Origin of the sequence: Brevundimonas sp. P7753 (assembly GCF_013386595.1) — a bacterium.
Lineage (GTDB): Bacteria > Pseudomonadota > Alphaproteobacteria > Caulobacterales > Caulobacteraceae > Brevundimonas > Brevundimonas bullata.
This window is the reverse complement of sequence record NZ_JACARP010000031.1, coordinates 59,596-76,238: the sequence shown is the minus strand read 5'-3', so window position 1 is coordinate 76,238 and position 16,643 is coordinate 59,596. Positions and strand designations below refer to the sequence as shown.

Annotated in this window: 13 protein-coding genes; 8 read left to right on the top strand and 5 right to left on the bottom strand. The window is 67.6% G+C overall.

What is annotated here, in order from left to right; genetic code table 11:
* Positions 1–5 precede the first annotated feature (5 nt).
* The 4 genes from HX774_RS07245 to HX774_RS07230 all read left to right on the top strand — a co-directional run bounded on the left by HX774_RS07245 (position 6) and on the right by HX774_RS07230 (position 6,928).
* The gene (locus tag HX774_RS07245; protein WP_178825526.1) at positions 6–3,392 is read left to right on the top strand and encodes an error-prone DNA polymerase; all 3,387 of its coding nucleotides are present in this window, start codon (positions 6–8) and stop codon (positions 3,390–3,392) included.
* A 154-nt stretch (positions 3,393–3,546) separates the two neighbouring features.
* A complete protein-coding gene (gene dsbD, locus HX774_RS07240; RefSeq protein WP_178825524.1) occupies positions 3,547–5,436 on the top strand; it encodes a protein-disulfide reductase DsbD in 1,890 nt (629 codons plus the stop codon).
* Positions 5,433–6,257, top strand: coding sequence for a TlpA disulfide reductase family protein (locus HX774_RS07235; RefSeq protein ID WP_178825522.1), 825 nt, complete (start codon positions 5,433–5,435; stop codon positions 6,255–6,257). The genes dsbD and HX774_RS07235 overlap by 4 nt, the downstream gene beginning before the upstream one ends.
* Positions 6,254–6,928: a DsbA family protein gene (locus tag HX774_RS07230; protein ID WP_178825520.1), complete on the top strand. Its 675-nt coding sequence runs from the start codon at positions 6,254–6,256 to the stop codon at positions 6,926–6,928. Before HX774_RS07235 ends, HX774_RS07230 begins: the two co-directional genes overlap by 4 nt.
* A 52-nt stretch (positions 6,929–6,980) precedes the next feature.
* Here HX774_RS07230 and fdxA read toward each other — a convergent pair whose 3' ends face one another.
* The 5 genes from fdxA to gcvA form a co-directional block, all read right to left on the bottom strand.
* A complete protein-coding gene (gene fdxA, locus HX774_RS07225) occupies positions 6,981–7,313 on the bottom strand; it encodes a ferredoxin FdxA (RefSeq protein WP_178825518.1) in 333 nt (110 codons plus the stop codon).
* Between the two features lie 25 nt (positions 7,314–7,338).
* Positions 7,339–9,189 (bottom strand): adenylyl-sulfate kinase, encoded by a 1,851-nt coding sequence (gene cysC, locus HX774_RS07220; RefSeq protein ID WP_178825516.1) that lies wholly within the window; start codon positions 9,187–9,189, stop codon positions 7,339–7,341.
* Positions 9,189–10,133 (bottom strand): sulfate adenylyltransferase subunit CysD, encoded by a 945-nt coding sequence (cysD, locus tag HX774_RS07215; RefSeq protein WP_178825514.1) that lies wholly within the window; start codon positions 10,131–10,133, stop codon positions 9,189–9,191. The genes cysC and cysD overlap by 1 nt, the downstream gene beginning before the upstream one ends.
* Positions 10,134–10,241: 108 nt before the next feature.
* The gene (locus tag HX774_RS07210) at positions 10,242–11,048 is read right to left on the bottom strand and encodes a ferredoxin--NADP reductase (protein WP_178825545.1); all 807 of its coding nucleotides are present in this window, start codon (positions 11,046–11,048) and stop codon (positions 10,242–10,244) included.
* Between the two features lie 120 nt (positions 11,049–11,168).
* Positions 11,169–12,098, bottom strand: coding sequence for a transcriptional regulator GcvA (gcvA, locus tag HX774_RS07205; protein ID WP_178825512.1), 930 nt, complete (start codon positions 12,096–12,098; stop codon positions 11,169–11,171).
* Positions 12,099–12,229: 131 nt separating this feature from the next.
* Here gcvA and cysG point away from each other — a divergent pair, with 131 nt between their 5' ends.
* From cysG to HX774_RS07185, 4 genes are read left to right on the top strand one after another with little or no spacing between them, the layout of a single operon-like run.
* Positions 12,230–13,633, top strand: a complete 1,404-nt coding sequence (cysG, locus tag HX774_RS07200; RefSeq protein ID WP_178825510.1) for a siroheme synthase CysG — start codon at positions 12,230–12,232, stop codon at positions 13,631–13,633.
* Positions 13,630–13,917 (top strand): DUF2849 domain-containing protein, encoded by a 288-nt coding sequence (locus HX774_RS07195; protein ID WP_178825508.1) that lies wholly within the window; start codon positions 13,630–13,632, stop codon positions 13,915–13,917. Before cysG ends, HX774_RS07195 begins: the two co-directional genes overlap by 4 nt.
* Positions 13,917–15,584: a nitrite/sulfite reductase gene (locus tag HX774_RS07190; protein WP_178825506.1), complete on the top strand. Its 1,668-nt coding sequence runs from the start codon at positions 13,917–13,919 to the stop codon at positions 15,582–15,584. The genes HX774_RS07195 and HX774_RS07190 overlap by 1 nt, the downstream gene beginning before the upstream one ends.
* The gene (locus HX774_RS07185) at positions 15,571–16,635 is read left to right on the top strand and encodes a phosphoadenylyl-sulfate reductase (RefSeq protein ID WP_178825505.1); all 1,065 of its coding nucleotides are present in this window, start codon (positions 15,571–15,573) and stop codon (positions 16,633–16,635) included. Before HX774_RS07190 ends, HX774_RS07185 begins: the two co-directional genes overlap by 14 nt.
* Positions 16,636–16,643: the final 8 nt, after the last annotated feature.

Here is a 16,643-nt window from a genome sequence, read left to right as displayed (position 1 = left end):
GCGCCATGAACACCTTGGACCCTTGCGGCGCCTACGCCGAACTGGCGACGGCCAGCAACTTCTCCTTCCTGCGCGGCGCCTCGCATCCCAAGGATCTGGTGCTGACGGCGATCCTGCGCGGTTATGCCGGGCTGGGACTGGCCGACCGCAACACGGTGGCGGGCGTGGTGCGGGCCTGGAGCGCGCTGAAGGAACTCCGGTGCGAAGGCCTGGCCCCGCCGGACAGGATTCGCTCGGGCGGCAGTCCCGGCGAGATCGCCTTCATCGAGGACCCGCTGAATGACCCAGCCCTGTCCCAAGAGGTAAAACAACGCGCGGCGGACTTTCGCCTGCTGACCGGGACGCGGCTGGTCTTCAATGACGGAACGCCCGACGTGATCGCCTATCCCGAGACGCGCGCGGGCTGGGGCCGACTGACCCGCCTGCTGACCCTGGGCAATCGCCGGGCGAGGAAGGGCGAGTGCGAGATCGGCGTGCGCGACCTGCTGGCCGACCCCGAGGGCCTGCTGCTGATCATCATGCCGCCCGATCAACTGGCCGGACTAGAGACCGTGGTGGCGCGGGTGGCCGAGGCTGCCCCCGGCGCCGTCTGGCTGGGCGCCGCGATGCACAGGCGCGGCGACGACCGGCGCAGGCTGGTTCGACTAAAGGCCATGGCGGCTCGGACAGGCGCTCCCCTTCTGGCGCTCAACGACGTCCTCTACGCCGCGCCGCAGGACCGCGACCTTCATGATGTCCTGACCTGCATTCGTGAAGGCGTGACCATCGAGTCCGCCGGCCTCCGGCTGGAAGCCAACGCCGAACGCTGGCTCAAGCCCGTCGCCGCAATGGCCCGCCTGTTCCGCGACGCGCCCGAGGCGGTCGTCGAGACGACGGTTCTTCTGTCGCGCGCCACCTTCGACCTGTCCGACCTCAGCTACCAATACCCGGAAGAGCCGATCCCGCCGGGATGGGACCCGCAGGCCTGGCTCGAAGACCTGACCGGCCGTCACGCCGCCATGCGTTACACCGACGGCGTTCCCGACAAGGTTCGGGCGCTACTGGACAAGGAACTGGCCTTCATCGCTCGAAAGGCGATCGCGCCCTACTTCCTGACCATCTTCGACATCGTCCGCGTGGCGCGGGACAAGCGCATCCTGTGTCAGGGGCGGGGCTCGGCGGCGAACTCGGCGGTTTGCTACGTCCTGGGGATCACCTCGGTCGACCCGATGGAATCCGATCTATTGTTCGAGCGTTTCCTGTCCGAGGACCGCGACGAGCCGCCCGACATCGACGTCGATTTCGAGCACGAGCGGCGCGAAGAAATCATCCAGCATATCTACGAACGCTATGGCCGCCATCGCGCGGGCATCGCCGCCACCGTCATCCATTTTCGCCCGCGCAGCGCCATCCGCGAGGTCGGCAAGGCGCTGGGCCTGACCGAAGACGTCACCGCCCGCCTGGCCGCAAGCCACTGGGGCAGTTGGGGGACAGAGATCGGCGACCGCCACGTCGTTCAGGCGGGCCTGGACACCGCCAATCCTCTGATCGCCCGCGCCGTCGCCATGGCGTCGCGCCTGCTGAACTTTCCCCGCCATCTCAGCCAGCACGTCGGCGGCTTCGTCCTGACCCAGGACCGGCTGGACGAAATGGTCCCCATCGGCAATGCGGCCATGCCCGACCGCACCTTCATCGAATGGGACAAGGACGACATCGACGCCCTGCGCCTGATGAAGGTCGATGTGCTGGCGCTTGGCATGCTGACCTGCATCCGCAAGGCCTTCGACCTGATCCGCGCCCATGCGGAGGAGGACTGGGATCTGCACACCCTCCCGCGCGAGGACGCGGCCGTCTACGACATGCTGTGCCGGGGCCAGTCCATCGGCGTGTTTCAGGTGGAGAGCCGGGCCCAGATCAACATGCTGCCTCGGCTGAGACCCCGCTGCCTCTACGACCTCGTCATCCAGGTCGCCATCGTCCGTCCCGGCCCGATCCAGGGTGATATGGTTCACCCCTATCTGCGACGGCGGAATGGCGTGGAGGAGGTCATCTATTCCTCGCCCTCGCCCGCCCACGGCCCGCCCGACGAACTCGAACAGGTTCTGCACAAGACCCTTGGCGTGCCACTGTTCCAGGAACAAGCGATGAAGCTGGCCATCGTCGCCGCCGAGTTCACTGATGCCGAGGCCAATGGCCTGCGCAAGGCCATGGGCACCTTCCGCGGCGACGGCAGCCTGCACACCTATGAGACCCGCATGGTCGGGCGGATGGTCGAACGCGGCTATGATCCGGCCTTCGCCCAGCGTTGCTTCGACCAGATCAAGGGCTTTGGCTCCTACGGTTTTCCCGAGAGCCACGCGGCCTCATTCGCGCAACTGGTCTATGTCTCTTCGTGGATCAAGCACCACCACCCGGCGGCCTTCGCCTGCGCCCTGTTGAACAGCCAGCCGATGGGCTTTTATGCGCCGGCCCAGATCGTGCGCGAGGCGCAGGAGGTAGGCCGGGTCGAGGTGCAGCCCATCGATGTTTCGCACAGCCACTGGGACAACAGTCTGGAGGGACCGAAGACGGCGCCGGCCCTGCGACTGGGTCTGCGTCAGATCGAAGGGTTCAGGAAGGACTGGGCCGAGGCCCTGGTCGCCGCCCGTGACCGGCCCTTCATCGATGTCGAAACCCTGGCCCGCCGCGCCGAACTGCCCGCCGCCGCCATGCGCAAACTGGCAGACGCCGACGCCTTCCGATCCCTGGGCCAGGACCGGCGCGAGGCGCTGTGGGCCGTGCGGCGATTGCCCGACGACGATCCCCTGCCCCTGTTCGCCGCCGCAGAAGCGCGCGAGCGCGGCGCCCGCGAGCTGGGCGTCGAGCCCGACGCCCAGTTGCCCCTGATGCCGCTGGGAGAGCATGTCGCCGCCGACTATCAGACCGCACGCCTGTCGTTGAAGGCGCACCCCATGGCCGTTCTGCGCCCCGTCTTCGCCGCCGATCGCGTGCTGACTTGCGCCGAGACAGAAGGCCTCCGCGGCGGCTCCCAGGTGAAGGTCGCTGGGGTGGTCCTGGTGCGTCAGCGACCGGGCAAGGGCAACGCCGTCTTCGTCACCCTCGAGGACGAGACCGGCATCACCAACGTGGTCCTGTGGGCGCGGATGCTGGAGCAATTCCGACGCGAGATCATGAGCGCCCGGCTGATGCAGGTCGAGGGCGTGGTCGAGAAAAGTCCCGAAGGCGTCGTCCACGTCGTCGCCCGCCGCATCATCGACCGCACAGCCGATCTGGCCCGCCTGTCAGAAAACCATGAAGCCGACACCCAACTGGCTCGCGCCGACATCATCGCCCACCCGCAACCGCCGCGACAGCCGTCGCATCGGCATCCGCGCGACGTGCGCATCCTGCCAGGATCGCGGGATTTCCATTGAGCGTCTATTTCGATGAAAAAGCGCCCCCGTTGGCATCGCCGCAGTTTTTTTGATCCGTTGCCCGAACCGGGCCATCTTCTACGACGAGCCTCTCATTTCGGCATGCGGGCCTTGGCTTAAGCTCCACTTAAGCTCTCGCCGCCAGCAGTCAGAGATGAATTTCTTGCAACGTCTATCCTTCGCCTGCCTCGCTGCCCTTGTCTTTGCGTTTCCTGCGTCAGCTCAAATTGAGACGCCGCTGTCGCCAGACGAAGCCTTCGCCTTGACCGTAGCGCGAGAGGCTGACGGCGATCTGTCCTTCGTCTGGGCCATCGCGCCAGGCTACTATCTATATCGCGAACACACCGCCGCCGCCGTCGCCCATAGCGCCGCGCCTCTGCCCCTTGATCTGGCCAAGGGCCGATCCAAGGACGATCCAGACTTCGGAGTGGTCGACATCTGGCGGGACATCGGTCGCGCCGTCATGTCTGCGGACACCTTGGCCCAGGCCGGCGCGCCGTCGTCGATCAGCATCACCTACCAAGGCTGCCTGGAAGACTCGATCTGCTATCCCCCCACAACGCAAACGGTGACCGTCCCTGCTCGCCCCAAGGCCCACATCGACACCCCTGAAGGCGACGCAGAGATCGTCCCGACCACCGCCCTTGTGGCCGTCGCCCCGGACGCCTCGGTCGTTTCCCCCACTGCCAATTCCGTGACGTCTGTCGCAGCGACCGCCTCGGCTGTTCTGCCGGCGAAAGCCAAGGACGACAGCTTCGTAGGGCGACTGGCGCTAAAAGGCGGCGCGGCCTGGGTGTTGGCGGCCTTCCTCGGCTTCGGAGTCCTGCTGGCCTTCACCCCTTGCGTATTGCCCATGTACCCCATTCTGGCCGGCGTCATTGGGCGCGGCGCTGACGGTCGTGGGTCACGGCGCGGTCTGGTGTTGTCAGTCGCCTATGTCCTGGGTCTGTCCAGCGCCCTGGCCCTGCTGGGCGTGGCCGCCGCCTGGTCAGGCCAGAACTTGCAGATGGCCTTGCAGTCGGCCTGGGCGGTCGGCGCCGTGGCTGTCATCTTTGTAGTCCTAGCGATCTCGACCTTCGGCGCCTTCACATTGCAACTGCCTTCCGCCTGGACCAGCCGTCTGTCGCGCGACGACGGCCATGGGCGCCGCACCCTACTGTCCGCGGCGGGACTGGGCTTCGTCTCGGCCCTGATCGTCGGCCCCTGCGTCACCGCCCCTCTGGCGGGCGCCCTGCTCTATATCGCCCAGACCGGCGACATCCTGCTCGGTGCGGCGGCCCTGTTCTTCCTGGGACTGGGCAAGGGTCTGCCTCTGATCGCGTTCGGTACGGCCGGCGCACGGTTCCTGCCCAAGGCCGGCCCGTGGATGGACCGGGTCAAGATGGTGTTCGGCTTCGTCTTTCTGGGCATGGCCTGGTGGCTGGCCAGCCGTATTCTGCCACCCGCCGCCACGCTTGCGCTCGGGGCTGCACTGGCCCTGGCTCTGGCCGCAGCGCTTGGCCTCTTCAGTCGAGCCAGCACCAGGCTATCAAGCCGCTTTGGTCGCGCGGCAGGTCTGGCGGCGGCGACCTGGGGCGTCCTGCTTCTGGGCGGCCTCAGCCTGGGCGCCGTCGATCCCTGGCGCCCCTTGGCGCCCCTGACGCGCTCTTCGCCGACAACCGCCGTCGTCGCCGCACAGCCAGCCGCCGTCGTCGTGGATCAACCAGGGCTGGATAGCGCCCTGGCGGCGGCTTCCGCGCGAAAACGCCCGGCCCTCGTCTATTTCACCGCCGACTGGTGCGTCAGCTGCCGGGTGATGGAACGGCGGGTGTTCCAGAATCAGGACGTCGTCGCCCGCCTGGCCGAAGTCGATCTAATCCAGGTCGACCTCACCCGCAGCACGCCCGAGGCCCACGCCATGATGAAACGCTACCTCGTGGCGGGGCCGCCGACCTTGATCTTCATGTCCCGCTCCGCCACCGAGGCGCCGGATACGCGTCTGGTCGGCGAAACCTCGGTCCAGCCTATGCTGGATGCCCTGAAACGTGCCGGAGCCGCCGCGTGAACACCATCGTCCTCGGGCCTCTGATCTTGTCGGGCGAACGGTTCGCCATTCTCGCGGGCGTCTTTGTTTTTCTGATCGGAACAGGTCTGCTGGCCAGCCGCGTCAGCCAGCGCTTCAACCTGTGGAGCACCGTGGTGGTCATCGGCGGTCTGGCCGCCGCAAGACTGGCCCACGTCATCGTTCACTGGGCCTCTTTCAGCGACGCCCCCTTGCGCGCCTTGGCGGTATGGCAGGGCGGGTTCATCTGGCTTTGGGTTCTGCCGGTCGCCGGCCTGACGCTGTTCTTCCTTTTGCGCACCACGCAAGAACGCCTCTGGGCCGTTGCGCCCCTGTCGGCGGCGGCCTTGGTCTTCACCATGACCTATCAACTGGCGTCAGCGACTGAGCCCCTGCCGCCTCCGGCTCTGACCCTGACCGCCCTCAACGGTCCGGCGGTCGATCTGGCGTCGTTGGACGGGCGACCGACCGTGATCAACCTGTGGGCCACCTGGTGCGCCCCCTGCCGACGAGAGATGCCCGCTCTACTGCAAGCCGAGCGCGACCATCCCGATGTCCGCTTCCTCCTCATCAATCAGGGCGAGGGCGAAGACGCTGTACGCGCCTTCCTTGAGCGTGAGGGCCTCCGCTTCGACCACCTGCTGCTCGACCCCGCCATGGCGACCCAGCGCCATTATCGCACGGTGGGCATCCCCATGACGCTCTTGCTTCACGCCGACGGCCGATTGGCCCAGGCCCATACAGGCGAAATCGCGCCCGAACGGATCGCTGCGGAAATCGCGCGGCTGAACCGATCTTCTTCTCTGACGGAGTCCCACCCATGACGCGCCCCCTCCTGCCCGCTCTCGCCGCTGTCCTGGCGCTGGCGGGCTGCGGCTCCGCGGAAGCCAGAGACGCAGAAGACTTGGCCTCGGGTACACGTGCAGCGACTTCGGGCCTGATCGGTTTCAACGATCTGATCCGCGACCCCGGCGTGCCCTTCCTGGGCAGCGAGAACGCGGACGTCGTCATCGTCGGCTACGTCGATTACAACTGCGGCTACTGCAAGAAGATGCAGCCTGTGGTCGACGCCGTCATGAAGGCCGATCCCAAGGTCCGCGTCCTTTACAAGGACTGGCCCATCTTCGGCGCCGTCTCCCAGAACGCCGCCCGCACCGCATTGGCGGCCGGCTATCAGGGCAAGTACGAAGCGGTCCATAACGTCTTCATGCAGTCCCCCGCGCGCATCACCAGCGACGCCGATATCCAGCGCCTGGCCCAGCAGGCGGGCGTCGACATGACCCGCCTGGAACGCGATCTTGCAGAACATCGCGCAGCGATCGACGCCGTCCTGAGCCGCAACGGGCGCGAGGCTCGGGCTCTGGCGCTGCAAGGCACCCCCGCCTTCGTCATCAACGGCCGCCTGATCCCCGGCGGCATGCCGAAAGCCTACCTGGAAGCCGTCATTGCACGAGTCCGCACCGAACAACCCCTAGGCGGCGGGACGCCCCCATAAACGACGGCAGCCGCACATTCCGTCGCCCGCTGACGCTGGCCAGAAAGCAACCTCAGCCGGGCCTGGGACTGAAGTGCTTCTCGAACTTGCCGGTTTCCTGCTCATAGTCGGCTCGGTCGGCGGGCGGTTCGCCCTTGACCGTGATGTTGGGCCATAGCCTGGCATAGTCCGTGTTGATCTTCAGCCACTTGCCGTCGGGTTCGTCTTGGGTGTCGGGCTTGATGGCGTCGACCGGGCATTCCGGCTCGCAGACGCCGCAATCGATGCAGTCGTCGGGCGAAATGACCAGGAAGTTTTCACCCTCGTAGAAGCAGTCCACGGGGCAGACTTCGACGCAGTCCATGAACTTGCATTTCACGCAGGCGTCGGTGACGAGATAGGTCACGAGAGAATCCAGTCTTGGCGGCGGCCTAGAGCCAGCCGCGCTCTTCCAGAAGACAGCGCACTGCATCCGCCGCCAGCGACGGCGACAATTGCTCCGTCGCAACGGTCAGATCAGGCGCAGTCGGGGTCTCATAGGGTGCGGCGACTCCGGTGAAGTCAGCGATCATCCCGGCCGAAGCCCGGGCGTAGAGGCCCTTCGGATCACGCGCCCGGCAGCTTTCCAGAGAGGCCTCGACAAAGACCTCGACGAAGCCTTCGTCGTCAAACAATGCCCTGACCGCATCGCGGTCCGCCTGACGCGGCGAGATCAGGGCGCAGATGGCGATGACGCCGGTGTCCGCGAACAGCCGCGCCGCTTCCCCCGTCCGCCGCACGTTCTCGGTCCGGTCGGCGTCGGAAAATCCGAGGTCGCGATTGAGGCCGTGACGCAGGTTGTCCCCGTCCAGCAGCACCGTGCGGCAACCGCGTCCATGCAGACTCTGTTGCAGCGCCTGGGCGACGGTGGACTTGCCCGCGCCCGACAGGCCGGTCAGCCAGACCACGCCACCACGATGGCCGCTCAGCCGTTCGTGGGCCTCGCGCGAAACGGCGGCGGGACTTTGATGGATGTGAGCCGCCTGGCCCGACACGCCTGTCACCACCCCCGCCGCGACCGTGAAGCCGGAGGCCCGGTCGATCAGCACAAAGGCGCCTTGGGTCGGGTCCTGCCGGAAGGGGTCCACTGCGGCTGGCGACGGCAGGGTCAGCCAACCATCCGCCAGTTCGTTGGGCGTCAGCGCCGCCATGGCATCGGCCAGGGTCAGGCGCGCCGGCAGGGTTCGGGCGCCCAGCTTGACCTGATAGCGACGCCCAGGATCAAACGGCTGCTCCCCCATCCATAGCAGGCGCACATCCAGGTGGTCGGACGCAGCGGGGCGGTCATCAACCGGCGCCAGGACATCGCCGCGCGCCACGTCCACCGCCTCGGCCAGCACCAACGTCACGGCGTCGCCGGCACAAGCGGTTGAAACCTCCCTGTCGCCTGACAGAATGCGCGCCAGCGTCGCCGTCTGGCCGCCGGGGCAGACCGCCAGAGCGTCGCCCACCCTCACCTCGCCCGAGGCGATGGTCCCGGCATAGCCGCGAAAGTCGGCATGGGGCCGGTTCACATACTGGACCGAAAGGCGGAACGACCGCGCGACGCCGGTTTCGGCGACCGGCAGGTCTTCCAGCGCCTCGATCAGGCTGGGGCCGTCGTACCAGGGCGTGGCGGCGGACCGCGCTGTCAGGTTGTCGCCCCGTCGCGCGCTGACCGGAATCGCCGTCACCGAGCGGAAACCCAGATCGGCGACCAGTTCAGCGTAGGCGTCGCGGATACGCTCAAACGCCGAGGGATCGTCCGCGACCAAGTCGATCTTGTTCACCGCCAGAATGACGTGGCGAATGCCGAACAGAGCGACAATGCGGCTGTGACGCGCCGTCTGGGCCGTCACCCCTTTGACCGCATCCGCCAGCACGACCGCCGCGTCGCAGGTCGAGGCGCCGGTGGCCATGTTGCGCGTATATTGCTCATGCCCCGGCGTATCGGCGACGATGAAGCTGCGGCGCGGCGTCGACATATAGCGATAGGCCACGTCGATGGTGATGCCCTGCTCGCGCTCCGCTTCAAGTCCGTCCAGCAGCAAGGCGTAGTCGAGGTTAGCGCCGTCGGTGCCGAACCTGCGCGAGTCGCGTTCCAGCGTCGCCAGCTGGTCCTCCGGCACCTGGCCCGTCTCGAACAACAGCCGCCCGATCAGGGTCGACTTGCCGTCGTCCACGGAGCCGCAGGTCAGAAAGCGCAGCAGGTCGCGTTCCGCCCGCTGGCCCTGCGGCGGGAAGGCCGTCGCGGCGCCGTCCATCAGAAATAGCCCTCGCGCTTCTTGCGCTCCATCGAAGCGGTTTCGTCGGCGTCGATCAGCCGTCCCTGGCGCTCGGATTGCCTACTGGTGCGCAGTTCGCGGATGACGGCGTCCAGGCTGTCGGCCCCGGACTCCACCGCCGCGCTCAACGGATAGCAGCCCAGAGATCTGAAACGGACGCGGCGCAGTTCCGGCGTCTCGCCTTCCCTCAACGGCAACCGCTCGTCGTCGCGCACGATCAGGGCGCCGTCGCGCACCACCACGGGGCGCAGGGCCGAGAAATACAGCGGCACGACCGGGATGCCCTCCGCCTGGGTGTATTCCCACACATCCAGCTCGGTCCAGTTCGACAGGGGGAAGACGCGCAGGCGCTCTCCCGGTCCCAGGTTGGAGTTCCACAGCCGCCACAGCTCCGGCCGCTGACGACGCGGGTCCCAGCTGTGGTCCGCGCCCCGGAACGAGAAGATGCGCTCCTTGGCCCGCGACTTCTCCTCGTCGCGACGCGCGCCGCCGATGGCGACGTCAAAGCCGTGCAGGTCCAGCGCCTGCTTCAGGGCGTCGGTCTTCATCGCCTGGGTGTGAGCCGAGGACCCCGAGGTGATCGGGCTGATCCCGCGCGCCAGGGCCTCGTGATTGGTGTGGACCAGCAACCGCGCGCCATAGAGGCCGGCCACATGGTCGCGGTGGGTGATCATGTCCCGAAACTTCCACGTCGTATCCACGTGCAGCAGCTGGAATGGCGGCGAGCCCGGATAGAAGGCCTTGGCCGCCAGGTGCAGCAGGACGCCGGAATCCTTGCCGATCGAATACATCATGACCGGGTTGCGCGCCGTCGCCGCCACCTCGCGCAGGATCTCGATCGCCTCGGCTTCCAACTGGCGCAGATGCGGGGGCAGGACGCGACGCGCGGTGGCGTCTCTCTGCTTTTCGACGGTCGCCTGCATAGGCTGCGGTCCTCACTGGTCGTCTTGAACGAGGGATATTTGAAGCGTGGAGGGCCGGTCCGCGTCGAACGATATGATCTCGCGCCGGCCGATAGAAAAACTGCGCGGTCAGCCGACGAAGGCGCGTTCCAGCACATAGTCGCCAGGTTCGGCGTTTGAGCCTTCGCTCAGACCATGGCTTTCCAGCAGGGCTGCAACCTCGCGGATCATAGCCGTCGAACCGCACAGCATGACGCGATCAGACGCCGGATCGAACCGGCGCTCCAGACCCAGATCATCGAAAAAGGCCCCGCTGGCGATCCGGTCGGTGATCCGACCCGGACGCTCAAACGCTTCACGCGTCACGGTCGGATAATAGGTCAGCCGCCCCTGCGCGACCTCGCCGACCAGCGGGTCGTCGAACAGCTCGGTCTGTAGTAAGTCGCGATAGGCCAGGTCCGCGACCTGACGCACCGTATGCGTGACCACCACCTGCTCGAACCGCTCATAGGTCTCGGGATCGCGCGCCACGCTCAGCCAGGGTGCCAGGCCTGTGCCGGTGCCGATCAGGAACAGGCGACGCCCCGGCTTCAGCGCATCCAGCACCAGGGTCCCGGTCGGCTTCTTGCCCAGCAAGACCTCGTCGCCCGGCCGGATATGGACCAGACGCGACGTCAGCGGCCCATCCTCGACACGGATGGAGAAGAACTCCAATTCATCCGACCACGACGGGCTGGCGATGGAGTAGGCCCGCAGCGTCGGCTTACCCGCCCCGTCCAGCGACGGCAGGCCGATCATGACAAACTCGCCCGAGCGGAAGCGGAAATCCTCGGGCCGGTCGATGGCGAAGCTGAACAGATGATCGGTCCAGCGCCGCACCCAACACACCCGCTGCGGGGTCCAGGCCGCGGGCGCCGCAACGCGGGCACGTTCCAGAACTGCGACTTCGCTCACGACCGACCTCCTGATGTGAAGGCCTTCGACATAGGGCGGGCGGCGTCAGGCGAGGAAACGATCAATCCTGCTGAGAGCGTGCAGAAAATCTGCAGGTCGATTTTATAGCTGGTCCAGATTGTTGTCGTAGTCGATGGCCTGCTTCTTCAGCCAGGCGACGAAGGCCTTGGTTCCTGGCGACACAGGACGGTCCCTCGGCAAGACCACGAAATAGGCGAAGCCCAGCACCTGACTGCCGTCCGGGAAGGGCGCGACCAGACGCCCGGTGGCCAGGTCCGCCTGGGCTAGGGTCCGCTTGGCCAAGGCCACGCCCCGCCCCGCCGCCGCCGCCTCGATCAGCAGGCTGGACTGGTCAAACCGCGAGCCGCGCCGGGCGTCGGCATGGCTGGCGTGCCGGGCCTTCAGCCACATGGCCCAGTCCGGCCGCGAGGCGTCGCCGTCCTCCGACATGTCATGCAGCAAGGTATGCCGGGTCAGATCCTCGGCGGTGCGGATCGGATGCGGCGCGGCCATCAGGGCGGGCGAACAGACGGGGATCACCGTCTCCGTCAGCAGGCGCTCGACCACATGACCCGGATAGTCGCCGGGGCCATAGCGGATAGCCAGATCGACCTTCCCCTTGCCCACCGTCACCGGCTCCATGTCCGCCGAAATCCAGACCTCGATGTCGGGGTGGGCGGCGTGGAAGTCATCCATGCGCGGCATCAGCCATTTGGACGCAAAGGACGGCGCCACGCTGATCGCCACCGTCCGGTTCAGCGGCGGCTCACGCAGAATGGCCGAGGCGTCCATCAGCCGCTCGAACCCTTCGCGCAGCAGCGGCGTCGCCGCCCGGCCCAGTTCCGTCAGCTGCAACCCGCGCGCTTCCCGCGTGAACAGCGGCCCGCCGATGATCTCCTCCAGCAGACGGATCTGCTGGCTGACAGCCCCCGGCGTCACCGACAGCTCGTCCGCCGTCCGCGAGAAGTTGAGGTGCCGCGACGCGCTTTCAAAAGCACGCAGGGCATTGAGGGGCAAAAGCGGTCGAACCATGCGCTTGCAGAAAACCTATCAGGGCGTCGGAGACAATCTGGTTTGTGGAAGGATCGTGCACGACGGATGCTGAATGTCGAGCCGCCACGCAAACATGAGGGCGGAAGACAGCAGATCATGGAACAAGGCCGATGCGCGTCTTTCTGGCATCCATCCCCCTGGAAGGGGCGAAAATCGTCGTCGTCGGCGGGGGTGAACCCGCCTTGGCGAAGCTGCGCCTGTTCCTGAACAGCCCCGCCGACCTGGTCTGGTTCACGCCGGACGGCGCGCCCGCCGCCCTGGAAACGCCGCCCGCCGCGCCGACGCCCCACGCCCGCCTTCCCCACGCCGCCGATCTGCGCGGCGCCCGGATGGTCTTCATCGCCCTGAGCGATATCGCCCTGGCCCGCCGCATCGCCGAGGCCGCGCGAAAGGCCGGCGCCCAGGTCAACATCGTCGATCAACCCGCCTTCAGCGACTTCCACACCCCCGCCCTGATCGACCGCGACGACGTGGTCGTGGGCGTGGCCACTGGCGGGAACGCCCCCATCCTGGCCCGCGATCTGCGCTCACGGATCGAAGCCGTCCTGCCGCAGGGGGTGGCCTCGGTCGCCCAGTTGGCGGGCGAACTGCGCGGCGCGGTCAAGGACGCGATCCCCGACTTCCTCGCGCGCCGCCGCTTCTGGGAAAAAGCCTTCCGCAGTCCCGCCGCAGACCTGGCCGCCGACGACCGCATGGCCGAGGCCCGCCGCGAGATGGTCCGGCTGCTGAACGTCGCCGCCGCGCCCCGTGATGAGGCCGCTCAAGGCATCGTCCATATCGTCGGCGCCGGTCCCGGCGATCCCGAACTTCTGACCCTCAAGGCCCTGCGCGCGCTTCAGGACGCCGACGTCATCATCCACGACAAGCTGGTCTCGAACGAGGTGCTGGATCGCGCCCGCCGCGACGCCCGGCGCATCTACGTCGGCAAGACGCGCGGCGACCATTCGGTGCCGCAGGACCAGATCGAACAACTGATGATCGAGGAGGCCCGCGCCGGCCACCGCGTCGTGCGCCTGAAAGGCGGTGACCCCTTCGTCTTCGGACGCGGCGGCGAGGAACTGGAGGCTGTGCGCGCCGCCGGGATCGAGACCATCGTCGTGCCGGGGATCACCGCCGCCCTCGCCTGCGCCGCCTCGACCGGCCTGCCCCTGACCCACCGCGATCACGCCCAGGCCGTGACCTTCGTCACCGGCCAGCCCAAGCCGGGCGGGCAAGCCGCCGACTGGACCCGTCTGGCGGCGCCGAACCATACGCTGGCCGTTTATATGGGCGCCGGCCAAGCCGCTGAGATCGCGTCGAACCTGATCGCCGCCGGTCGTGACGGCGCCACCCCCGTCGCCGTGGTCGAGAACGGCAGCCGCCCGGATCAGCGCACGCTCAAGGGACGGCTCGACGATCTGGCCGCCCTGGTCGCATGCATGGCCCTTACCGGCCCCGCCCTTCTGTTCATCGGCGAAACCGCCGCCCTGGCCGTCGCCAGCGATGAGCGCGCCCTGATCGAGGCCGCCGCATGAAGCTGCTGACCGCCAACCGCCTGAACGACGGCCGCGTCATCTATCTGGGCGAGGCTGACGCCGCCGTGGAAGCCATCGACGCCGCTCGCATTCTGGACGCGGACGCCGCCGAGGCCGCTCTGACTCTGGCCCAGTCGCGCCCGGCCGTTTTCGTCAATCCGTACCTGATCGAGGTCGAAGGCCGCGCGCCCTCGGGCCGTGACCGGCTGAAAGAGCGCATCCGCTCGGCTGGTCCCACCGTCGGCCACAGCCTCGACTTCGCCGCTCGAAACGAGACCGCCTGATGTACCGCTATGACGAGTTCGACGCCGCCCTGGTCCGCGAGCGGATCGCGGAGTTCAGCGATCAGGTCGACCGCCGCAGCAGCGACGCGCTGACCGAGGACGAGTTCAAGCCTCTGCGGCTGATGAACGGCGTCTATCTGCAACTGCACGCCTATATGCTGCGCGTCGCCGTCCCCTATGGCGTAATGAGCAGCCGCCAGATGCGCCGGCTGGCTCATGTCGCCCGCACCTATGACAGGGGCTACGGCCACTTCACCACCCGCACCAACATCCAGTTCAACTGGCCCGCGCTGCAAGACCTGCCCGCCATCCTCAGTGATCTGGCCGAGGTCGAGATGCACGCCATCCAGACCTCCGGCAACTGCATCCGCAATGTCACGACCGACGTCTTCGCCGGCGTCGCCGCCGACGAGATCGAGGACCCGCGCCCCTGGTGCGAGATCATCCGTCAGTGGTCGACCATTCACCCGGAATTCTCCTTCCTGCCGCGCAAGTTCAAGATCGCCATCGTCGGCGCGCCCAAGGACAGGGCGGCGATCCGCACCCACGATGTCGGCTTGCAGATCGTGCGCGGCGAGGACGGCCAAACGGCGTTCCGCGTCTTCGTCGGCGGCGGTCAGGGGCGCCTGCCTCATATCGCGCAGGAGATCGCCCCGGCGGTGCCGGGTCAGTCCCTGCTGGCCTACCTGACCGCCATCCTGCGCGCCTACAATCTGCTGGGACGGCGCGACAACATCCACAAGGCGCGGATCAAGATTCTGGTCGCCGCCATCGGCATCGACGCCTTCCGCGACGAGGTGGAGCGCCAGTTCGCCATCCTGCGTCACGAAGACCTGCGCATCCCCGACGAGGAGCTGGCCCGCATCCAGGCCTATTTCACGCCGCCGCCGTTCAACGACCTGCCCGCGACCAGCCCGTCCTATGACGCCGCCCGCCGCCTGAACCCCGAGTTCGCCCGCTTCACACGGTCTAACCTGCGCGAGCACAAGCAGGCCGGCTATGGCGCCGTCATCGTCTCGCTGAAACCCATCGGCGGCGTCCCCGGCGACATCACGGCAGCTCAGATGGATGTCGTCGCCGATCTGGCCGCACGTTTTTCGTTCGACGAAGTCCGCGCCTCCTACGAACAGAACCTAGTCCTGCCCCACGTCCGGCTGGAGGACGTCCACGCGGTCTGGAGCCGACTGCGCGAAGCTGGTCTGGCCACGGCCAACGCCGACCTGGCGACAGACATCATCGCCTGCCCCGGCCTGGACTATTGCAGCCTGGCCAACGCCCGCTCCATCCCCGTGGCCCAGGCCCTGTCGCGCCAACTGGCCGACGCCGCCCTGCTGGAAAAACTCGGCCCGGTACGCATCAACATCAGCGGCTGCATCAACGCCTGCGGCCACCACCATGTCGGCCACATCGGCGTCCTCGGCGTCGATCGAAAGGGCGAGGAATACTATCAGATCACCGTCGGCGGCTCGCCAGACGAACAGGCGGCGCTAGGCGAGATCGTCGGCCGCAGCCTTCCCGCAGAAGAGGTCGCCCCCGCCATCGCCCGCGCCCTGGATCGCTATCTGGAGATCCGCAACGACGGCGAGCTGTTCATCGACACGGTCCGCCGCCTCGGCGCCGATCCCTTCCGCACCGCCATCTATGAGCTGACCGATGCAGCTGCTTGAACAAGTCCAAGACGGCGTCCGCCTGAGCGTTTCGTCGCCCGAGGACGACATCCGCGCGGCGGCCGCCGCCAATGACAGCCTGATCCTGGAGTTCGAGGCCTTCCGCGACGGGCGCGGTTTCTCGCTGGCGGCGGTCCTGCGAGGCCAAGGCTATCGCGGTCGCCTGATCGCCGCCGGCAAGGTCCTGCCCGATCAGGCCCGTCACCTGCGCCGCTGCGGCTTTGACGCGGTCGAGCTGTCGCCCGGCGCAGACCCCGCGCCGTGGCGGCGCATGGATCAGGTGTTCAGCGCCGCCTATCAGGCCGCGTCCGGCGACGACCGACTGGTCTGGCGTCAGCGCCACACCAACCCCGACGCCGCCCTGGCCGCGCGCCTCAACGCCCAATGGGGCCAGGCCGACGCCGAAGACCTGCTGCGCGCGGTTCTGGACCCGGCCCTGGAGCGCAAGGCCGCCGCCATCTCCTCCTTCGGGGCCGAGGCGGCGGTCCTGCTGCATCTGATTTCGCGCGTCCGGCCCGACCTGCCCGTCGTCTTCCTCGAAACCGGCCAGCACTTCTTCCAGACCCTGGCCTATCGCCGCGTGCTGACGGAACGCCTCGGGCTGACCGATGTGCGGGACATCAAGCCCGAGGCCGCCGCCCTGTCCAAGGCCGACCCGCGCGGCGACCTGTGGCGCAGCGCGCCCGACGCCTGCTGCGCCATTCGCAAGGTCCAACCCCTGGCCCAGGCCCTGGCCGGTTTCGACACCCGCATCACCGGCCGCAAACGCTATCAGAACAGCCACCGCGCCGCGCTCGAACCGTTCGAGGCCGCCGACGGCGTCCTGACCGTCAACCCGCTCGCCGCCTGGTCAGCCGATCAGATCGAGACCTGGCTACGCGACCACCAACTGCCGCGTCATCCGCTGGTCGAGCAGGGCTACCCTTCCATCGGCTGCTGGCCCTGCACCCGTGCCGTGGAAACAGGCGAGGACGCCCGCGACGGCCGCTGGGCCGGTCAGGAAAAGACCGAGTGCGGCATCCACGAACAGGCGCTGGCCCCGGCCTGTTGACGCGCGTT

Excerpts from the sequence above, each read along its gene's own strand:
- HX774_RS07195 (WP_178825508.1), top strand. The coding sequence starts at position 13,630 with ATGAAGCTGCTGACCGCCAACCGCCTGAACGACGGCCGCGTCATCTAT.
- HX774_RS07190 (WP_178825506.1), top strand. The coding sequence starts at position 13,917 with ATGTACCGCTATGACGAGTTCGACGCCGCCCTGGTCCGCGAGCGGATC.
- HX774_RS07245 (WP_178825526.1), top strand. The coding sequence starts at position 6 with ATGAACACCTTGGACCCTTGCGGCGCCTACGCCGAACTGGCGACGGCC.
- HX774_RS07185 (WP_178825505.1), top strand. The coding sequence starts at position 15,571 with ATGCAGCTGCTTGAACAAGTCCAAGACGGCGTCCGCCTGAGCGTTTCG.
- cysD (WP_178825514.1), bottom strand. The coding sequence starts at position 10,133 with ATGCAGGCGACCGTCGAAAAGCAGAGAGACGCCACCGCGCGTCGCGTC.
- dsbD (WP_178825524.1), top strand. The coding sequence starts at position 3,547 with ATGAATTTCTTGCAACGTCTATCCTTCGCCTGCCTCGCTGCCCTTGTC.
- HX774_RS07230 (WP_178825520.1), top strand. The coding sequence starts at position 6,254 with ATGACGCGCCCCCTCCTGCCCGCTCTCGCCGCTGTCCTGGCGCTGGCG.
- cysC (WP_178825516.1), bottom strand. The coding sequence starts at position 9,189 with ATGGACGGCGCCGCGACGGCCTTCCCGCCGCAGGGCCAGCGGGCGGAA.
- cysG (WP_178825510.1), top strand. The coding sequence starts at position 12,230 with ATGCGCGTCTTTCTGGCATCCATCCCCCTGGAAGGGGCGAAAATCGTC.
- gcvA (WP_178825512.1), bottom strand. The coding sequence starts at position 12,098 with ATGGTTCGACCGCTTTTGCCCCTCAATGCCCTGCGTGCTTTTGAAAGC.